Raw genomic sequence first — 16550 nt, 5'->3', positions numbered from 1 at the left:
AGTTATTTAAGGGGAAAATACATGACAATGTTTCTTGTCACGCCGCCGGCATTGGAGCCGGTGACGATTGCAGATGCACGCTCATTTTTAAGAATTTCGACCGAAAGCGAAGATGAGATCTTGCGTCGTATCATCAAGACAGCGCGCGAGATGGTCGAGGCGGATACAGGGTTAGCTTTGGTTGACCAAACATGGCGTCTGCGCGTTGATCGCTGGCCGCGCTCAGGTCGTTTGGCGCTGTTCAAATATCCGGTGAAGCTCGTGACATCCGTGGTGGCATATCGTCCCGATGGCAGTGCGATCATCATGGAACCAGAAGAGTTTATGCTTCAGCATGGGCGTCGTCCGCAGCGTGTTTACATGGCACAATATCCCGACGCACAGACGTTCTGTGGTCTGGAGATCGACTTCATTGCGGGCTTCGGCGAAACCGGCGTTGAAGTGCCGGATGCGCTCAAGCAGGCTATTCTGACGCTCACCGCGCACCTCTACGAAAACCGCGCAGGTCTTGCTGAAGCAAAAACGGAACTGCCTGCCATGGTTGGACAAATGGTCGATAGCTGGCGGCGCATATCTCTATGAACAATGTCCTGTTTATTGATCCGGGACAGCTCACAGCAGAGCTGGCCCTTGAGGCCATGCAGCCCGTTGCTGATGGCATGGGTGGTTATCGAGAGACATGGTTTGAAATTGGGACAGTGTGGGGGCGCATTGAGCCTGTATCCAACAGTCAACGTGACTTCGGCATTCGCCCACGCCCAGAGATAACCCACCGTATTTTGGTGCGTTATCGCGACGATATTTCCTCGGACAAACGCTTTCGCAAAGGCGGGCGCATTTTTTCGCTTCGTGCAGTTCACGATGCGGATGAACGGGGGCGTTATCTCATCTGTTTGGCAGTCGAGGAGGGGCGATGAATGTGACGATGAAACTGACCTTTGACGGTCTTATACGCGCTTTGCGGTTCCGGCAGACGGCAGTGCGGGAAGATATTTCTCTCGGGCGAATGAGCGTCCAACGTGAGCGTGAAAAACCAAGCGGGGAACAGAATGAAGAATGGCGCGGCAGCATTGCAGAAAGCACTTTATGACGCCTTGAAGAACGACGAAGAACTCATCGAAACACTTGGCGGCGAGCATGTTTATGACCATGTGCCGCCAAAGACGCCTTTTCCTTACGTCACGTTGGGCGAAACGCTTAGCAAGGACTGGAGCACGGCAAGCGAGCCGGGCGGCGAGCATTTTCTGAATATTCAGATATGGGCGCGCGAAGCAGGACGCAAACGCGTACTCGACATTGCCGGACGCATCGCGACACGGCTCGATGAAGAACCGCTTGATCTGGACGGCCATCGCATCATTAATCTGATGCTGACCGAAGTTCTGGCGCGCAACACAGACGGGTTTGGCAGCTATCTCGGCACCATGCGCTATCGGGCCGTGACAGAACCGGCCAACTAATACAGGAGCAAAATATGACAGCTCAACGTGGCAAGGACATCTTGCTGAAAATTGCGCACGCCACAGAGCAGTTTGAAACCTGCGCGGGTCTGCGCACCAAACGTATTGCCTTCAATGCGGAAACTGTCGATGTGACGGATGCGGACGCCGCCGGTCGATGGCGGCAATTGCTGGCAGGCAGTGGTGTTCAGCGCGCTTCCCTCAGCGGATCAGGTATCTTCAAGGATGCACCTTCTGATACTCTTATCCGCAGTATCTTTTTCAATGGCGAAATTCGTGAATGGCAGATTGTGTTGCCGGATTTTGGAACGATCACCGGAGCGTTTCAGATCGTTGCTCTGGAATATGGCGGCAATCACGATGCGGAAGTAACCTTTGAAATTGCGCTTGAATCCGCAGGGCTGATCGCCTTTGGAGAAGCGCTGTGATGGTCAATCGCCATCGCGGCGAGGTTGCGGCACAACTCGATGGTCGCGACTGGACACTCTGCCTGACGCTGGGTGCGCTGGCACAGCTGGAGTCTGCTTTCGAGGCAGACAATCTTTCCGACCTGATTGCACGCTTTTCCAGCGGCAAGCTTTCGGCCTTCGATATGCAACGCATTATTTGCGCGGGACTGCAAGGTGGCGGACACAATGTGCCGCTTGAAGACGTGGCTGAAATGCGTGCTGATGGCGGTGCAAGCGGCTATGCGCGCATTGTTTCAGCACTGCTGACCGCTACCTTTGGAACCGCAGAAAGCGATTCTCCTTCAAACCCTTAAGTGCCGCAGTTGAATCATCTCCTTCACGTCAGCCTTTTCCTTGGGAAGAGGTGATGCGTGCGGGATTTGGTCTGCTGCGGCTTTCTTCAAAAGACTTCTGGGCAATGACCCCACGCGAACTTGGCGCTGTTCTCAGCCCCGTTTCGCAGAGCAAAAATGCTCCTTCGCGCGCGACACTCGACGCGCTGATGCATGCCTTTCCCGACAGGTGATTAAACATGACAGATGAAACTGTAACCGTTTCCGTTGAGGCGGATACGAGTGCTTTTGATCGCGCTTTGACCGATCTTGAAAAGCGCTCGTCGAGCTTTGGAACGAGCCTGACGACTGCCCTTAAAAGTGCTGTCGTTTCCGGCAAAGGGCTGGAGGATGTGCTGCGCGGACTTGCGAGCAGTTTGGCGGGATCGGCATTGTCAGCCGGACTTCAGCCGCTACAGAGCCTGGGCTCTTCGTTGATGACGAGTGTATTGGGGGGCATCCGGGGCATCATGCCTTTCGCAAAAGGTGGGGTGGTTTCAAGCCCCACTTATTTTGGCATGGGCAACGGCTCGCTGGGTTTGACGGGTGAGGCGGGTGCGGAAGCGATCCTTCCCCTGGCGCGTGGTGCTGATGGCAGGCTGGGCGTTGCCACTGGTGGCAATGGCGGCAAGCCCGTGCAGGTTGTTTTCAATATGACATCGCCTGACGCATCTTCCTTCCGAAAGTCAGAAGCGCAGCTTTCCACCATGCTTGCGGGTGCTGTGCGCCGCGGCGCGCGGAGAATGTGAGATGGAAGCTTTTCACGATGTTCGCTTTCCGCTCGGCGTATCCTTTGGCTCAACCACTGGAACCGAATGGCGCAATGAAATTGTTACGCTCACATCCGGCATGGAAAAGCGCAATGCGCGCTGGGCGCATTCACGCAGGCATTTCGATGCAGGTACAGGCTTGCGCTCGCTGGATGATCTGAAAACAGTGCTTGCCTTCTTCGAGGCACGACGTGGGTCGCTGCATGCATTCCGCTTCAGTGATCCGTTTGATTTTTCATCGGCGACGGGAACTGCTGCACCCTCATATAATGATCAGCGCATTGGAACTGGTGATGGTGCTACCCCGCACTTTCAGCTGGTCAAACAATATGAGGCTTACAGCCGCCCGGTCACACGTCCCGTCATGGGATCGGTGCTGATTGGCGTTGAGGGTGTGAAGCTTAATGAGGGCGAGGCTTATACGCTCGATCATGCCACTGGGATTGTAGTTTTCACTCAAACTTATGTGCCTGCCGGGGGCGCTCAGGTGACGGCGGGCTTTCTTTTCGATGTGCCGGTACGCTTCGACACAGATCGCCTGACAGCCAGCATTACCTCCTTTCAGGCGGGTGAAATTCCTTCCATTCCTATCATTGAGGTCAAGGCATGATCCCTGTTCCCGCGCAACTTGAATCACATCTGAAGGGCGAAGTAACAAGCCATTGCTTTGCATGGCTTATCAGACGTTCCGATCAGGTGGTCATGGGCTTTACGGACCACGATCAGACGCTAGATCTCGATGGGGTTTCCTGCGAACCGCTGACAGGTCTCAACAGCAGTGAAGCTACGACGACGCTTGGCCTTGCAATCGCTGGTGGCGATGTGGAGGGTGTGTTGTCCTCTTCACGCATCAGCGAGACGGACATTGAGCAGGGGCGCTTTGATGGCGCTATTGTTGAAAGCTATCTCGTCAACTGGAATGCGCCGGACCAGCATATGCTTTTGCGGCGCTGGACCGTGGGCGCGATCACTCGTTCAGGTGGTCGCTTTGTAATAGAGTTGAAGGGCGCTGCGGCGGCCTTTGATGCTGTCTGCGGCAGACGTGTTCTGCGCCAGTGTGATGCCGTGCTGGGTGACGAGCGCTGCGGCGTTAGCATCAGTGATCCGCGCTTTTTTGCGAATGGTTCTGTGACCAGCGCTGAGGGTGCTATTCTAAGGGTCGCCGGTCTTGAAGGTTTTGCCAGCGGCTGGTTTACACAGGGCCGGCTCACATGGATAAGCGGCGACAATCGGGGCGCATCGGTGCGCGTTGTAGCACATAGCAGCAACAATCTGAGCCTTACAGAGCCACCGGTGCTCGCTGCAAAATCGGGCGATACGTTTCGTCTTGTTGCTGGATGCGACAAAAGCTTTGCCGCCTGTAAGGCGAAGTTTGCCAATGTTACGAATTTTCGCGGCTTCCCACATCTCCCCGGAAATGATGCAGCCTTTGCCTATGTGAGCGGCGGTAATGAATATGATGGGAGTGCACTGGTCCCATGATGATTGCCGAAAGAGTTTTGGGCGAGACTGAGCGCTGGATTGGCACACCCTACCGGCATGGTGCTTCTACGTGCGGCATAAGCTGTGATTGTCTTGGTTTGGTGCGGGGCATCTGGCGCGCGCTTTATGGTGTAGAGCCGGAGACGCCTGCTACCTACGCGCCTGACTGGGCCGAGGCAGCAATAGGTGAGCCGCTGATAGAGGCGGCATCCCGGCACATGCAGCAGCGCAGCGAGACTGATCCGCAACCGGGTGATCTGCTCATCTTCCGCTGGCGCTCCGATGTGGCTGCCAAGCATCTTGGCATTATGGCGCGCGAGAACCGTTTCATCCATGCCTATGAGGGGCATCGCGTGATGTCTTCGGCGCTGGTCCCGCAATGGCGCAAGCGTATTGCCGGAATTTTTATTTTCCCTGAACCAGAAAGTTAAGCAATGGCGACTGTTGTTCTGCAAGCCGTAGGCGCTGCCGTTGGTGGTATTTTTGGCCCTGTGGGTGCTGCCATTGGCGCGGGGCTTGGCGCTATGGGTGGCTATGCTATCGACACGGCCATTATCAACTCAACCCGCCATATGGAAGGCGCTCGCCTCAATAGCGGCCGCGTCGCAACGGCTGAGGAAGGCGCCGCTTTGCCGTTCGTTTATGGTACGGCACGGCTTTCGGGCACGTTGATCTGGGCCACACGTTTTGAGGAAAAGAAAACCACAGAGCGGCAGGGCGGCAAGGGTGGACCAAAAGTCACCTCTTATAGCTATTTTGGCAATATGGCTTATGCGGTCGCGGAAGGCGAAATCGCTGGCATTCGTCGTGTCTGGGCTGATGGGCAGGAGCTTGATCTCACCGAGATCGAAATGCGTATTTATCGTGGCACCAATACACAGCAGCCAGATCCACTGATTGAAGCCAAGCAGGGCACAGGCAATGCTCCCGCCTATTGTGGAACGGCCTATGTGGTTTTCGAGCGCATTCCGCTTGATGTGTATGGTAATCGTTTGCCGCAATTTCAGTTTGAGGTTTTGCGCCCTGTAGGACAAGTCGCGCGCGATGTGCGTGCTATCGCGCTCATTCCCGGCTCGACGGAATTTGGTTTGTCACCATCTCCCGTAACCGATCAACCATTTCCGGGTGAGCGCAGGACGCTTAACCGCAATGCAAAGCGCGGACGCAGCGACTGGACCGTCGCGATGGATGAATTGCAGGCGCTTTGTCCGCAACTCCAGCATGTTGCAATCGTTCTGCCGTGGTTTGGCAATGATCTGCGTGCCGGATCATGTATGATCAGGCCGGGAGTCACACATCAAAGTTCGTCGTCATCAAGCCAGACGTGGAAAGTTGAAAATGTCACGCGCAGTGGAGCACATCTGATTTCCACGAGCGGTGAGGGCGCCGCCTACGGCGGCACACCATCTGATCAGAGTGTGATTGATGCTATTCGCGATGCGAAAGCGCGTGGCTTGAAAGTGACGCTATATCCTTTCATCATGATGGATATTCCTGTTGATAATCAGTTGCCATCCCCAGATGGCGGAACAGGGCAGTCAGTCTATCCGTGGCGCGGACGTATCACCTGTCACCCTGCCATCGGTGTTGCTGGCTCGCCGGATAAGACCGAAGAAGCCGCCAATCAGATCGCAGCTTTCGTTAATGGAACATGGGGTTACAGGCGTTTTCTGAATCATTGTGCAAATCTTGCGCTTCAGGCGGGTGGGGTGGATGCATTTCTGCTGGGCTCCGAATTGCGGGGCTTAACCAGCATTCGTGAAAGCCGCGAGAGTTTCCCGTTCGTCATGCATCTTTGCGCGCTGGCTGCTGAAATTCGCACCAAACTTGGAGCCAGCTGCCGTATTAGTTACGGCGCGGACTGGACTGAATATTTCGGCTATCAGGCGCAGGACGGCACCGGCGATCTTTATTTCAACCTAGACCCGCTTTGGGCGCATCCGGCAATCGATGCGATTGGTATCGACAATTATATGCCGCTTGCCGACTGGCGCGATAGTGATCTTGATGGTGGTAACCCGGATGGCTTTGAAGGCGCTTATGATCCTGATGGTCTGAGCAGCAACATCGAATCTGGTGAAGGCTTCGACTGGTATTATGCAAGTGGCCAAGACCGGATAGCGCGCAATCGCACGCCTATCACCGACGGCATGGCAGGCAAACCGTGGGTTTACCGATACAAAGACATTTGCTCATGGTGGAGTAACCCGCATTATAACCGGGTGGATGGTGCGGAAGTGTCCGCGTCAACAGGATGGGTTCCGCAATCAAAGCCGGTTTGGTTTACTGAACTCGGCTGTCCAGCTGTCGATAAGGGGCCGAACCAGCCCAATGTCTTCCCTGATCCGAAATCGTCGGAAAACGCGACGCCCTATTTTTCGAATGGGGCACGTTCTGATATTGCCATGGATCGCTTTTTGCGAGCACATTATCAGTATTGGCCGGATCATAATCCGGTCTCTCCCGTCTATGGTGGGCCGATGCTTGACATGGATCGCATCTATCTCTGGTCATGGGACACGAGGCCGTTTCCGGAGTTTCCGCTCAAAGGTGATGTTTGGGGCGATACGCCAAACTGGCGGCTGGGTCACTGGCTGAATGGCCGTATCAGCGGGGTCGCCGTGGATGAACTCATTGCTGCAATTCTTGCAGACTTTGGCCTGCCGACTGCTGACTGCTCGGGCGTAGACGGACATCTGACTGGATTTGTTATTGGAGAGCCAAGCACGGCGCGCGGTGTACTGGAACCGCTGATGAATGTCTTCGGTATTCACGGCTTTGAGCAGGCTGGTCAATTTGTGTTTCGCAGCATTGGTCGTGCGGCTCCTGTACTTGACGTCGCGGCGACGCTTGTTGAACCGACCGATGGCGAAGCACTGACTGCAGTTCTTGAAGATCAGGGTGACTTACCTTCGGTGGCAGAACTCTATTGCAACGACCCACTGCGTGATTTTCAGGTGGTTGGTGCATCGGTGCGACGCGATTCTGGACAAGGCACCGAAAGCCTCAGCTTATCTGGTTCCATGGAACCGGGGCAGGCGAGCGCATTCGCAGAGGCGTGGATGGCGCGCCGCTATGCCGAGCGTCGGACGGCAAGTTTCTCACTGCCATGGTCAGAAGCGGCCCTTCATGTCGGCGATCGGGTGCGACTTAATATGCTGGGCGGTGGGCGTAACTACATCGTTTCCTCGTTGGAAGATGGTGAAGTTCGTGCGGTTAAGGCGGTGGCCCTTGCACCGAATGTTGTTTTTGCAGATAGGGGAGAGACGCCGCAGCTTCCTCCAGGCGAACCGGTTTCGGATATGAAGCCGATTTTCCATCTCATTGATTTGCCGTTATGTCCCGGTGCAGAAGACTCTGCCGGTCAGTTCCGCATTGCCGCTCATGCCAAGCCATGGCGAGGGGTGGCAGCCTATGCATCTCCAACAGGCGACGGTTTTGCCGAACGCAGCCTCATCACGGAACGGACAGTGATGGGCGAGCTGACTGCGCCGCTAGCAAGTGGGGCAAGTGGACGGATGATCAATGCGCAGACGATAGAGTTGGCACTTTATTCGGGTGAATTGCAATCAAAGTCACTCGCTCAAATCCTCAATGGTGTGAATATGGCGGTGATCAAATCTCCCGATGAAAAATGGGAGGTGATTCAGTTTTTGGAAGCTGATGAGATCGGGCAAAATCATTGGCGGTTAAGCAATCTTTTGCGTGGACAGCTTGGCACTGAATCGGCAGCATGGCTTGAAAAGCCAGCGGGCACTCCATTCATATTGTTTGACGGCGGCGTGCTAGGCATTGGTCTGACGTCATCGGAAATTGGACTGGAACTTAACTGGCGAATAGGCGCGGCAGGTAAGTCATTCTCGGATGAATATTTCGATACGGTCAAAGCGATTGGTGGCTTGCAGGCATTGAGACCGCTGAGTCCTGTGCATCTCAAGGCTGAACAGCTTAGCAATGGTGATCTGTTGCTTAGCTGGATCAGACGCGGACGGATTGATGCTGATAGCTGGATGGGTGCAGACATACCGCTTGGCGAGGACAGCGAAAATTATGGCGTGGAAGTCTGGCAGTCAGAAGTGCGCGTGAGGACTATAGAAGTATCAACTGCATCGTGGATATATCCGAGTGCCGCGCGATTTGCTGAGGTTGGAACCAGTCCATTCGAAATTCGGATTGCAATGTTAAGCCCGAGAGTTGGGGCTGGCGAGTTTGCCTCAATTCAAATTCAAAGCAATTCTTAATGTAAGAGGAAATCTCATGTCTGATGATAAAGCCTGGTATCTCTCCCGCACTGTCTGGGCTGGACTTGTCGCGTTGTTTTTGTCGCTTGCAGGTGCGTTTGGTCTTGTCAGTGAAGCGGTAGATCAAGGTGCACTGACTGATGTATTGCTGCAACTCGCTACCGCAATCGCCGGCCTTGTCGCCATTTTTGGTCGGATAGGGGCAACTTCGCGCATTTCATAATTTTATAAACCGTGATAGCAGGGTTATTGAATATGCTTGATCCCGGAATATTGACGGATGCTCCGGATGATCTTATGTGTAAAAACAATGGTTTAAATAGTCGCTGTCTTAATATGAGGCATTTGCTATTTTATGGGCTTAATTTCCTTTGTGTCCTTCGGCGGAGTGTATCGTTCATGCATCGTTCAGCTGACAGGCGCTATATAAGGGACATGATGAAACAGAACCCTGCTCTCAAAATTTTCGCGCTTCTGGCCGTTAGCATTGGTCTGTTGCCGGTCAGTGCCGGTGCCCTACCAATTACGATGCCTCAAAAGTCAAACGTCTTTGTCGTTGCCGCCGCTGATTGCGCGGCAGTTGGCGAGCAAGTGGCTGCCTCGCAGGGCGGCCAGTTGGCTAAATCAACGCCGACAACGCAAAATGGCCGAGCCATGTGTGTGGTCGTGGTACTTATACCAGGACGTGATGGCGAACGTCCGCGTCGCGTTGAAGTGGCCGTACCCGCACAATAAGCGGCTTTGCTACGGCATTAAGCAAGGGAATATGGCTTGCGTATTCTGATCGTTGAAGACGATAAAGATCTCAACAGGCAGCTTTCTGATGCGATGGCGAGCGCAGGCTATGTCGTAGACAGCGCGTTCGACGGTGAGGAAGGTCATCATCTTGGTGACACCGAACCTTATGATGCGGTGGTCCTCGATATAGGTCTGCCACAGATGGACGGTATCAGCGTCGTCGAACGCTGGCGGCGTGATGGTCGTGCAATGCCAGTTCTCATGCTGACCGCACGCGATCGGTGGAGCGATAAAGTCGCTGGTATAGATGCTGGCGCAGACGATTATGTCGCGAAGCCATTTCATATCGAAGAAGTCATGGCGCGATTGCGCGCGCTCATCCGACGCGCGGCAGGACATGCATCTTCTGAGCTGGTTTGTGGTACGCTTCATCTTGATACTAAGACCTCAAAGGCCAGTGTCGATGGTGTAGCACTCAAGCTGACATCGCACGAATATCGCCTGCTGTCTTATCTCATGCATCATATGGATGAGGTGGTATCGCGGACCGAGCTGGTCGAGCATTTGTACGATCAGGACTTCGACCGCGATTCTAATACGATTGAAGTTTTTGTCGGTCGTCTTCGTAAGAAAATGGGCGTTGATCTGATCGAAACCGTGCGTGGCATGGGCTATCGTATGCGGTCTGATGGGCAGGGAGATGTGAAAGGGAGCGGGAACTGAAGCTTCTTCGCGTTTTCCCCCCTTTGCGTTCGCTGGCTATCCGCGTTGTTACGCTTTCGACGCTGTGGGTCATTATCGCACTTGTCGTCGTGGCAACGCTTATCAGCACACTTTATGGTGATGCGGCGCGTAACAATTTCGAGCGATTGCTGACGGCCCATCTGTTCAGTCTCGTTGGCGCGGTCAGCATAACGCCAGATGGCACCCTTCAGGGGCGTCCGGAACTGGGCGAATTGCGCTATTCCAGTCCGCTTTCTGGTTGGTACTGGTCTGTTGATCCTATTTCCAAAAATGTAAGCGGCAAACTGCAATCTCTATCGTCAATTGGGCGCCTCGTTCCAGAAATCCCGGTATCGCAGGTGCCTTTCGACAGCTCTTTCATGCGTAGCTACACTTTGCCGGGGTTGAACGGCGAAGAGCTTTACATTGTCGAAACCGAAGTCGTTCTGGATAATGATAATCGTGTTGCGCGCTTTCGCGTGATGGGCAATCTAAGTGAAGTCATCAGTGAAATTTCGGACTTCCGGAGAAAGCTCGCTTTTTACCTTGCGATTTTTGGCCTTGGCAGTGTCTTCATCAATGCTGGAATTATTCTGTTTGGACTCCGTCCGCTCGACAAGGTGCGTCAGGCACTTGCGGACATTCGCGAAGGGCGCTCAGCAAAATTAGATACGTCACTGCCCATAGAAATTGCTCCACTTGCCAAAGAAATGAATGCACTGATTGAAAACAACCGTCGTATTGTCGAGCGTTCGCGAACGCAGGTTGGCAATCTCGCGCATTCGCTGAAAACGCCGCTTTCAGTTCTTGCCAATGAAGCGCGAAGCATGGGCGGTGAGCAGGGGCGCGTCATTCTTGAACAAAGCGAAGCGATGCAAGTGCAGATACAGCATTATCTGCAACGCGCACGCATTGCAGCGCAGCGCGATAGCGTTGTGTTCAGAACGCCGGTGACGCCAGTTCTGGAGCGCATGGAGCGGGTGACGGTCAAACTCAATCCGTCTTTCAATCTCAGTTTTAAGAACGCTTTGCCGGGTGCAGTCTTTGCTGGTGAAAAGGAAGACTTGGAAGAGATCGTTGGCAATCTTCTCGAAAATGCGGGTAAGTGGGGGCGTAAGCGTATAAAAATCACGCTCCGAACAACGGTAGATGTGAAACGTCAGTTTGAGATTTTGATTGAGGACGATGGCCCGGGCCTTGCTCCAGACAAAATAGAGGCGGCATTAAAGCGGGGTAATCGTGTCGACGAAACCAAGCCCGGCACCGGTCTTGGTTTGGCAATCGTTCAGGATACTGTGCGTGAATATGGTGGAAGTTTGCATCTTGCAAAAAGCAATATGGGTGGACTTGCTGTACGCGTTGTGTTGCCGCTGACTGAAGATTGAGAGTTGTTTTTGCCGCAAGGCTCACTACAAGGTTAGGATGACAGCTGCATTTTGCGATAATATGCATGCTCATCTTTATGAAGGCCGGTTTATTATGATGATGGTTTCTAGGTTTTCTGCTCCGCTTTTGATCGCGTCTATCGCGCTTACGCTTTCTGCCTGTGGAACATCTAGCGGCGGCAAGGGCGGTGGGCTGACGTCAATTGGCGGACTTTCTTCAAAGACAGAAACGCGCCCGGACCTTCTTGCGTCGTTAGGTAACGGCCTGCTTGGCAGTTCCGTTGGGCAATTGACTGCGGCTGATCGTAAAAAAGCGCTTGAAGCAGAATATCGTGCACTTGAATATTCGCCGGCGGGTAAGGTCGTTTCATGGAGCGGTGGTGCTTCTACATCTGGTGATGTAACAGCCGCGCAGCCTTATCAGGTCGGGTCGCAGAATTGCCGTCAATATACGCACAGTTTCACAATAGCTGGTGCGCCGCAAAGCGCGCGTGGTACAGCTTGCCGTAATGCGGATGGAAGCTGGACGCCTCTGACATAATTTTTTTGAAAAGATGTGAGTCGTTTTACTTAGATATGCGCAAGGCGCATCGCTATTATTTCCTCTATGCACGGGCATGCTTGAAAAGCCGCATTTTACGATGATTGCTTTGCGGCGAATTGCCCTAGTTACCCGGATTCGGCACTGTTCGAGTTGGTTTTTATGCCGACCGGGATTAAGTCTCAGCCATGGAATTCTGGTTGACTGCCGCCGCGCTGACTTTTGCAGCTACAATGATTGTTTTGTTACCGCTTACTCGGAACAAGCAGGAATTTTTGCCCCCTGAAAAAAATGATCTGGAAGTGTATCGCGACCAGTTGCGTGAGGTCGAGGCCGATGCTGCGCGCGGCATGATCGACGCGCCGAGTGCAGAGCAGGCGTGCATTGAAATATCCCGCCGTATTCTCAATGCTGAGAAAAGTAACTCAGAAGCCGTTTCAAGTTTAAAAAAGGCGCGTTCAGGGCGTATCGTGGCCTTTGCATCGGTGTTGTCGGTTCCTTTGATCGCATGGGGTGTTTATCCGATTTTTGGTGCGCCTGATATGCCGTCGATGCCATTGGCCGCGCGATTGGAAAATAGTCCGCAAAATAGCTCCGTTGACGAGTTGATCGCCCGCGCTGAAGCGCATCTGGCGCAAAATCCAAATGACGCGCGTGGCTGGGATGTATTGGCACCAATTTATCTGCGCATTGGTCGCGGCAACGATGCAGTCAATGCCTATCGTTCAGCGATCAGGCTTGAAGGCGAAAATTTCCCACGGGTCCTCGGCCTTGGTGAAGCGCTGATCGCTGTGTCTGGTGGTCCTGTAACGGCTGAAGCCGAAGGCCTTTTCAACAAAGCGACAGCATTGAACACGGACGATATTCGCCCGCAATATTATCTCGCGCAGGGTGAGTTGCAGGATGGTAATTCAGAGGGGGCTGTGAAGCGCTTGCAAACCCTTCTCGATAATGGTCCTGCCGACGCGCCTTGGCGCTCGCAGATTGAGAAGGCAATTGCCTTTATCCATGATTCGGCCAATTCGTCATCTTCACCCGCGAAGGGACCAACCACTGAGGACGTCGATGCCGCCGCTTCTATGAATGCGGAAGACCGTCAGGCAATGGTTGAAGGCATGGTTCAGCGGCTCGATGAAAGCCTGCGTGAAAACGGCGCTGATCTGGAAGGCTGGAAGCGTCTTGTGCGCTCTTACATGATCCTTGATCGTCGTGATGCAGCCGCCGATGCGCTGAAGCGTGGTGCGGCTGCACTCGATAGCGAGCAGCAAGTTGAGCTTAAAAATTTTGCAGCAGGACTTGGTTTGGAAGCAGGGAGCGCAACGCAATGAGTGCGACCGCAGAAGGCAATGGACGCAACATAAAGTCAGCGGGCAATCTGGCCCGCACCGTCAGCCGCAGGAAGCGTAAGCGACTGATGCTGATTGGTGGCGCTCTGGTCGTGCTGGCAATTGCTGTCGGTCTTATGCTCATGGCCTTCAGTCAGGATATTCGCTTTTTCCGAACCCCTGCCGATCTGACGGAACAAGAAATTGCGTCTGGCGCGCGTTTCCGGCTGGGTGGTCTTGTCGAAGAAGGCTCGGTTGTGCGTGAGGGTAGTGAGCTTCGTTTCACGGTCACCGATACAATCAAGACGGTCAAAGTCGTTTTTGAAGGCATTGCCCCTGACTTGTTCAGAGAAGGGCAGGGCGTTGTTGCAGAAGGCCGTTTTGAACCCGACGGTATTTTTCGCGCCGACAGCGTCCTTGCAAAACATGATGAAAATTATGTCCCGAAAGACCTCGCCGACAGCCTGAAAAAGAAGGGCGTTTGGGAAGGTAAATGATGGGAACTGGAAAAAGCCTATGAATGTCGAGATTGGTCATTTCGCGCTCGTTCTGGCACTGGCTTTGTCAGTGGTTCAGTCCATCGTGCCCGTGGTTGGCGCGCAGCGCAGAGACATGCAGCTTATGGGCGTTGCCGTTCCGACAACACTTGCAGTTTTCGCGCTGATTGCTTTTTCATTTGCTGTGCTGACACTCGCTTACGTCGTTTCCGATTTTTCGGTGCTGAACGTGGTCGAGAACTCGCATTCGCAAAAGCCGATGCTTTATAAGATCACCGGCGTATGGGGCAATCATGAAGGCTCCATGCTGCTTTGGGTGCTGATTCTCAGCTTCTTCAGCGCACTCGTGGCTGCGTTTTCTGGCAATTTGCCGGAAACTCTGCGCGCGAATGTTCTTGGCGTTCAGGGTTGGATAGGGACGGCATTTCTGGCGTTCATCATTTTTACGTCCAATCCGTTCACACGTATTATTCCTGCACCGCTTGAAGGTGGTGATCTCAATCCGATCTTGCAGGATATTGGTCTCGCGATCCATCCGCCGCTGCTCTATCTTGGCTATGTCGGCTTTTCCGTTTGCTTCTCTTTCGCTGTTGCAGCGCTCATAGAAGGGCGTTTGGATGCCGCATGGGCGCGCTGGGTTCGCCCTTGGGCGCTGGTCGCATGGATGTTTCTCACTGGCGGCATCGCAATGGGTTCGTACTGGGCCTATTATGAGCTTGGCTGGGGTGGCTGGTGGTTCTGGGATCCGGTGGAGAACGCATCCTTCATGCCTTGGCTAGTTGGCACCGCGCTGCTGCACTCGGCAATCGTTATGGAAAAGCGCTCGGCGCTTAAAATCTGGACAGTTCTGCTTGCGATCCTGACGTTCTCGCTTTCTTTGCTCGGAACATTCCTTGTCCGTTCGGGCGTATTGACCTCCGTGCATAGTTTCGCAACCGATCCGGGGCGCGGACTGTTCATCCTTGCTATTCTCGCCATATTTATCGGCGGGTCGCTGTCACTCTTTGCATTGCGCGTCCAAAGCCTGTCATCAGGTGGATTGTTTCAGCCAATTTCTCGCGAAGGTGCGCTGGTCTTTAATAATCTGTTCCTCACCACTGCTGCGGCGACAGTTCTCATTGGCACACTCTATCCCCTGTTGCTCGAAGTGCTCACCGGCGAAAAGATTTCGGTCGGCGCGCCTTTCTTCAACATGACCTTTGGCCCGTTGATGATCCCACTGCTTATGGCTGTGCCGTTTGGACCATTGCTTGCTTGGAAGCGTGGTGATCTTTACGGCGTTGCACAACGACTAATGGCGGCTTTTGCGCTGGCACTTATTACGGTCGGTATTGTTCTCTGGCAGAGCAATTCTCATTCGGTGCTGGCTGCGATGGGTGTTGGTCTTGCCGTATGGCTGATTGTCGGAAGCCTTACCGACCTGTGGCTAAAAGCAGGCATTGGCAAAGTTTCGGCTGTCAAAGCGCTGTCACGCTTTAAAGGTCTTCCGCGTTCGGTTTTCGGCACCGCACTTGCCCATATCGGTCTTGGTGTCACGCTACTCGGGATCGTCAGTGTGACCACCTATGGCACAGAAAACGTTCTGGTGATGCGTCCGGGCGACACGACGAAGGCAGCGGATTATTCGTTGCGTTTTGAAGGTATGCGCCCGCTGACTGGATCAAATTTCACTGAAAATCGAGGCGACTTTACGCTTTTCGATTCTTCAAATCATGATCTTGGTATTGTCCACTCGTCAAAGCGTTTCTTCCCGGCCCGACAGATGCCAACGACAGAATCCGGCATCAAGACGCTCTGGTTTAGTCAGGTCTATGTGGCTCTTGGCGATGAACCGGGTGATGGCTCTATCGTTGTGCGCATATGGTGGAAGCCACATGTAACGCTGATTTGGTATGGCGCGCTGGTGATGATGATTGGTGCAATCTTCTCACTTGCCGATCGCCGCCTTCGTGTTGGTGCTCCGTCCAAAGCGCGAAAGCCATCGTCGAAAGAGGCGGGGGCGACCATATGAGGATTACGAAAAAGTTCGTCACGGTTTTACTAACGCTTTTTCTGACGTTTCAGATATCCAGCGCTTTCGCTGTTAATCCGGACGAAGTTCTTCCTGATCCGCAGCTTGAAAAGCGTGCCCGACAAATCTCGTCAGAGCTGCGCTGCATGGTTTGCCAGAACGAATCAATCGACGATTCCAATGCTGAACTCGCGCGTGATTTGCGTATTCTGGTGCGAGAACGTTTGACATCTGGCGATTCTGATAAGCAGGTCGTTGATTTTGTTGTCGACCGCTATGGCGAGTTTGTTCTCTTAAAGCCACGCTTCAATGCACAAACTGCGATTCTATGGGGCTTTCCTGTAATGGTACTTCTGTTTGGTGGCATTGCTTTAATGATTGCTTTCCGCCGACGAAATGCGGTTCCTGATGTCCAAAAGCCGTTGTCTGATGGCGAAAAAGCCGAGCTTTCCCGTCTTCTCGACGATAAATAGCAATTTGGTTGGCTTTCAAACCTTACAAAACTTTCATTTTCCGGAAATTGAGCGGTAAGGTAGCGCTGACTATCTTAACATCATAACGGATTAACAGGGTCGGTGCCGCCCAAGAGGACCAGC

General features: G+C 53.5%; 19 protein-coding genes and 1 pseudogene. All 20 read left to right on the top strand.

What is annotated here, in order from left to right; translation table 11 throughout:
- Positions 1-21 precede the first annotated feature (21 nt).
- The 20 genes and pseudogenes from ACOZHT_RS01970 (at position 22) to ACOZHT_RS01875 (ending at position 16427) form a co-directional block, all read left to right on the top strand.
- Positions 22-582: a head-tail connector protein gene (locus tag ACOZHT_RS01970; RefSeq protein ID WP_339508130.1), complete on the top strand. Its 561-nt coding sequence runs from the start codon at positions 22-24 to the stop codon at positions 580-582.
- A complete protein-coding gene (locus tag ACOZHT_RS01965) occupies positions 579-917 on the top strand; it encodes a phage head closure protein (RefSeq protein WP_421565293.1) in 339 nt (112 codons plus the stop codon). The genes ACOZHT_RS01970 and ACOZHT_RS01965 overlap by 4 nt, the downstream gene beginning before the upstream one ends.
- Positions 918-1049: 132 nt before the next feature.
- On the top strand, positions 1050-1460 hold the full coding sequence (locus tag ACOZHT_RS01960; RefSeq protein ID WP_339508132.1) for a DUF3168 domain-containing protein: 411 nt from the start codon (positions 1050-1052) through the stop codon (positions 1458-1460).
- Positions 1461-1474: 14 nt separating this feature from the next.
- Positions 1475-1888 carry a phage major tail protein, TP901-1 family gene (locus ACOZHT_RS01955; RefSeq protein ID WP_339508133.1) on the top strand — a complete coding sequence of 138 codons (414 nt, stop codon included), beginning with the start codon at positions 1475-1477 and terminating at the stop codon, positions 1886-1888.
- Complete coding sequence (locus ACOZHT_RS01950; protein ID WP_339508134.1) at positions 1888-2223, top strand: gene transfer agent family protein; 336 nt, start codon at positions 1888-1890, stop codon at positions 2221-2223. The genes ACOZHT_RS01955 and ACOZHT_RS01950 overlap by 1 nt, the downstream gene beginning before the upstream one ends.
- A 44-nt stretch (positions 2224-2267) precedes the next feature.
- Positions 2268-2435, top strand: a pseudogene (locus ACOZHT_RS01945) (rcc01693 family protein); the annotation flags it as partial.
- A 6-nt stretch (positions 2436-2441) separates the two neighbouring features.
- Entirely contained in the window at positions 2442-2990 is a 549-nt protein-coding gene (locus ACOZHT_RS01940) for a phage tail tape measure protein (RefSeq protein WP_339508135.1), read from the top strand.
- Between the two features lies 1 nt (position 2991).
- Complete coding sequence (locus ACOZHT_RS01935; RefSeq protein WP_421565292.1) at positions 2992-3621, top strand: phage distal tail protein, Rcc01695 family; 630 nt, start codon at positions 2992-2994, stop codon at positions 3619-3621.
- Positions 3618-4493, top strand: coding sequence for a DUF2163 domain-containing protein (locus ACOZHT_RS01930; protein WP_339508137.1), 876 nt, complete (start codon positions 3618-3620; stop codon positions 4491-4493). Before ACOZHT_RS01935 ends, ACOZHT_RS01930 begins: the two co-directional genes overlap by 4 nt.
- Positions 4490-4924, top strand: a complete 435-nt coding sequence (locus ACOZHT_RS01925; RefSeq protein WP_339508138.1) for an NlpC/P60 family protein — start codon at positions 4490-4492, stop codon at positions 4922-4924. The genes ACOZHT_RS01930 and ACOZHT_RS01925 overlap by 4 nt, the downstream gene beginning before the upstream one ends.
- 3 nt (positions 4925-4927) lie before the next feature.
- On the top strand, positions 4928-8734 hold the full coding sequence (locus ACOZHT_RS01920; RefSeq protein ID WP_421565291.1) for a baseplate multidomain protein megatron: 3807 nt from the start codon (positions 4928-4930) through the stop codon (positions 8732-8734).
- A gap of 16 nt (positions 8735-8750) precedes the next feature.
- On the top strand, positions 8751-8957 hold the full coding sequence (locus ACOZHT_RS01915; RefSeq protein WP_339508142.1) for a hypothetical protein: 207 nt from the start codon (positions 8751-8753) through the stop codon (positions 8955-8957).
- Between the two features lie 215 nt (positions 8958-9172).
- The gene (locus tag ACOZHT_RS01910; RefSeq protein WP_339508901.1) at positions 9173-9469 is read left to right on the top strand and encodes a hypothetical protein; all 297 of its coding nucleotides are present in this window, start codon (positions 9173-9175) and stop codon (positions 9467-9469) included.
- A 36-nt stretch (positions 9470-9505) separates the two neighbouring features.
- Positions 9506-10195, top strand: coding sequence for a response regulator transcription factor (locus ACOZHT_RS01905; RefSeq protein ID WP_339508144.1), 690 nt, complete (start codon positions 9506-9508; stop codon positions 10193-10195).
- Positions 10196-10269: 74 nt separating this feature from the next.
- Complete coding sequence (locus tag ACOZHT_RS01900) at positions 10270-11580, top strand: ATP-binding protein (RefSeq protein WP_339508902.1); 1311 nt, start codon at positions 10270-10272, stop codon at positions 11578-11580.
- 94 nt (positions 11581-11674) lie between these two features.
- On the top strand, positions 11675-12121 hold the full coding sequence (locus ACOZHT_RS01895; protein WP_339508146.1) for a hypothetical protein: 447 nt from the start codon (positions 11675-11677) through the stop codon (positions 12119-12121).
- 188 nt (positions 12122-12309) lie between these two features.
- Positions 12310-13449, top strand: coding sequence for a c-type cytochrome biogenesis protein CcmI (gene ccmI, locus ACOZHT_RS01890; protein ID WP_339508148.1), 1140 nt, complete (start codon positions 12310-12312; stop codon positions 13447-13449).
- Positions 13446-13943 (top strand): cytochrome c maturation protein CcmE, encoded by a 498-nt coding sequence (ccmE, locus tag ACOZHT_RS01885; protein WP_339508150.1) that lies wholly within the window; start codon positions 13446-13448, stop codon positions 13941-13943. The genes ccmI and ccmE overlap by 4 nt, the downstream gene beginning before the upstream one ends.
- 19 nt (positions 13944-13962) lie before the next feature.
- On the top strand, positions 13963-15954 hold the full coding sequence (locus ACOZHT_RS01880) for a heme lyase CcmF/NrfE family subunit (protein ID WP_339508151.1): 1992 nt from the start codon (positions 13963-13965) through the stop codon (positions 15952-15954).
- Positions 15951-16427 (top strand): cytochrome c-type biogenesis protein, encoded by a 477-nt coding sequence (locus ACOZHT_RS01875; RefSeq protein WP_339508152.1) that lies wholly within the window; start codon positions 15951-15953, stop codon positions 16425-16427. The genes ACOZHT_RS01880 and ACOZHT_RS01875 overlap by 4 nt, the downstream gene beginning before the upstream one ends.
- The last annotated feature ends 123 nt before the right edge of the window (positions 16428-16550 follow it).

Source organism: Ochrobactrum sp. EDr1-4 (assembly GCF_049199085.1).
Lineage (GTDB): Bacteria > Pseudomonadota > Alphaproteobacteria > Rhizobiales > Rhizobiaceae > Brucella.
Note: the sequence above shows the minus strand (reverse complement) of the source record. Positions and strands in the feature narration are given on the sequence as shown.